At 45.0% G+C, this 311-nt stretch carries 1 protein-coding gene; it reads left to right on the plus strand.

Features of this window, described 5'->3' with window-relative positions:
- Positions 1–91: 91 nt before the first annotated feature.
- On the plus strand, positions 92–311 hold a 220-nt coding region (locus tag AC0QHF_RS00595), incomplete at its 3' end, for a hypothetical protein (RefSeq protein ID WP_324702247.1).

The raw sequence follows: 311 nt of genomic DNA on the forward strand, positions 1-311 counted from the left end.
ACGCACCGCCCCCACCGAAAAATCCCATTAATAAATATTGGTTTTACACAGACAAAACCGACCCAGAAAAACGGATCATTTCTGGGTGTTTATGAAATTTGGATGGTGCGATGATGATGTTATAAATGACCGTGATGGCGGAAATGTGGGGGGTGGCGTTTCCCAAAATCCCGGTAGGGTGTGTTGCGGCATCGATAAATCATGGGTTGTAACGGTAAATATTAACCTGGCCGCAACGCACCGCCCCCACCGAAAAATCCCATTAATAAATATTGGTTTTACACAGACAAAACCGACCCAGAAAAACGGAT

Source organism: Lyngbya sp. CCY1209, assembly GCF_055795065.1.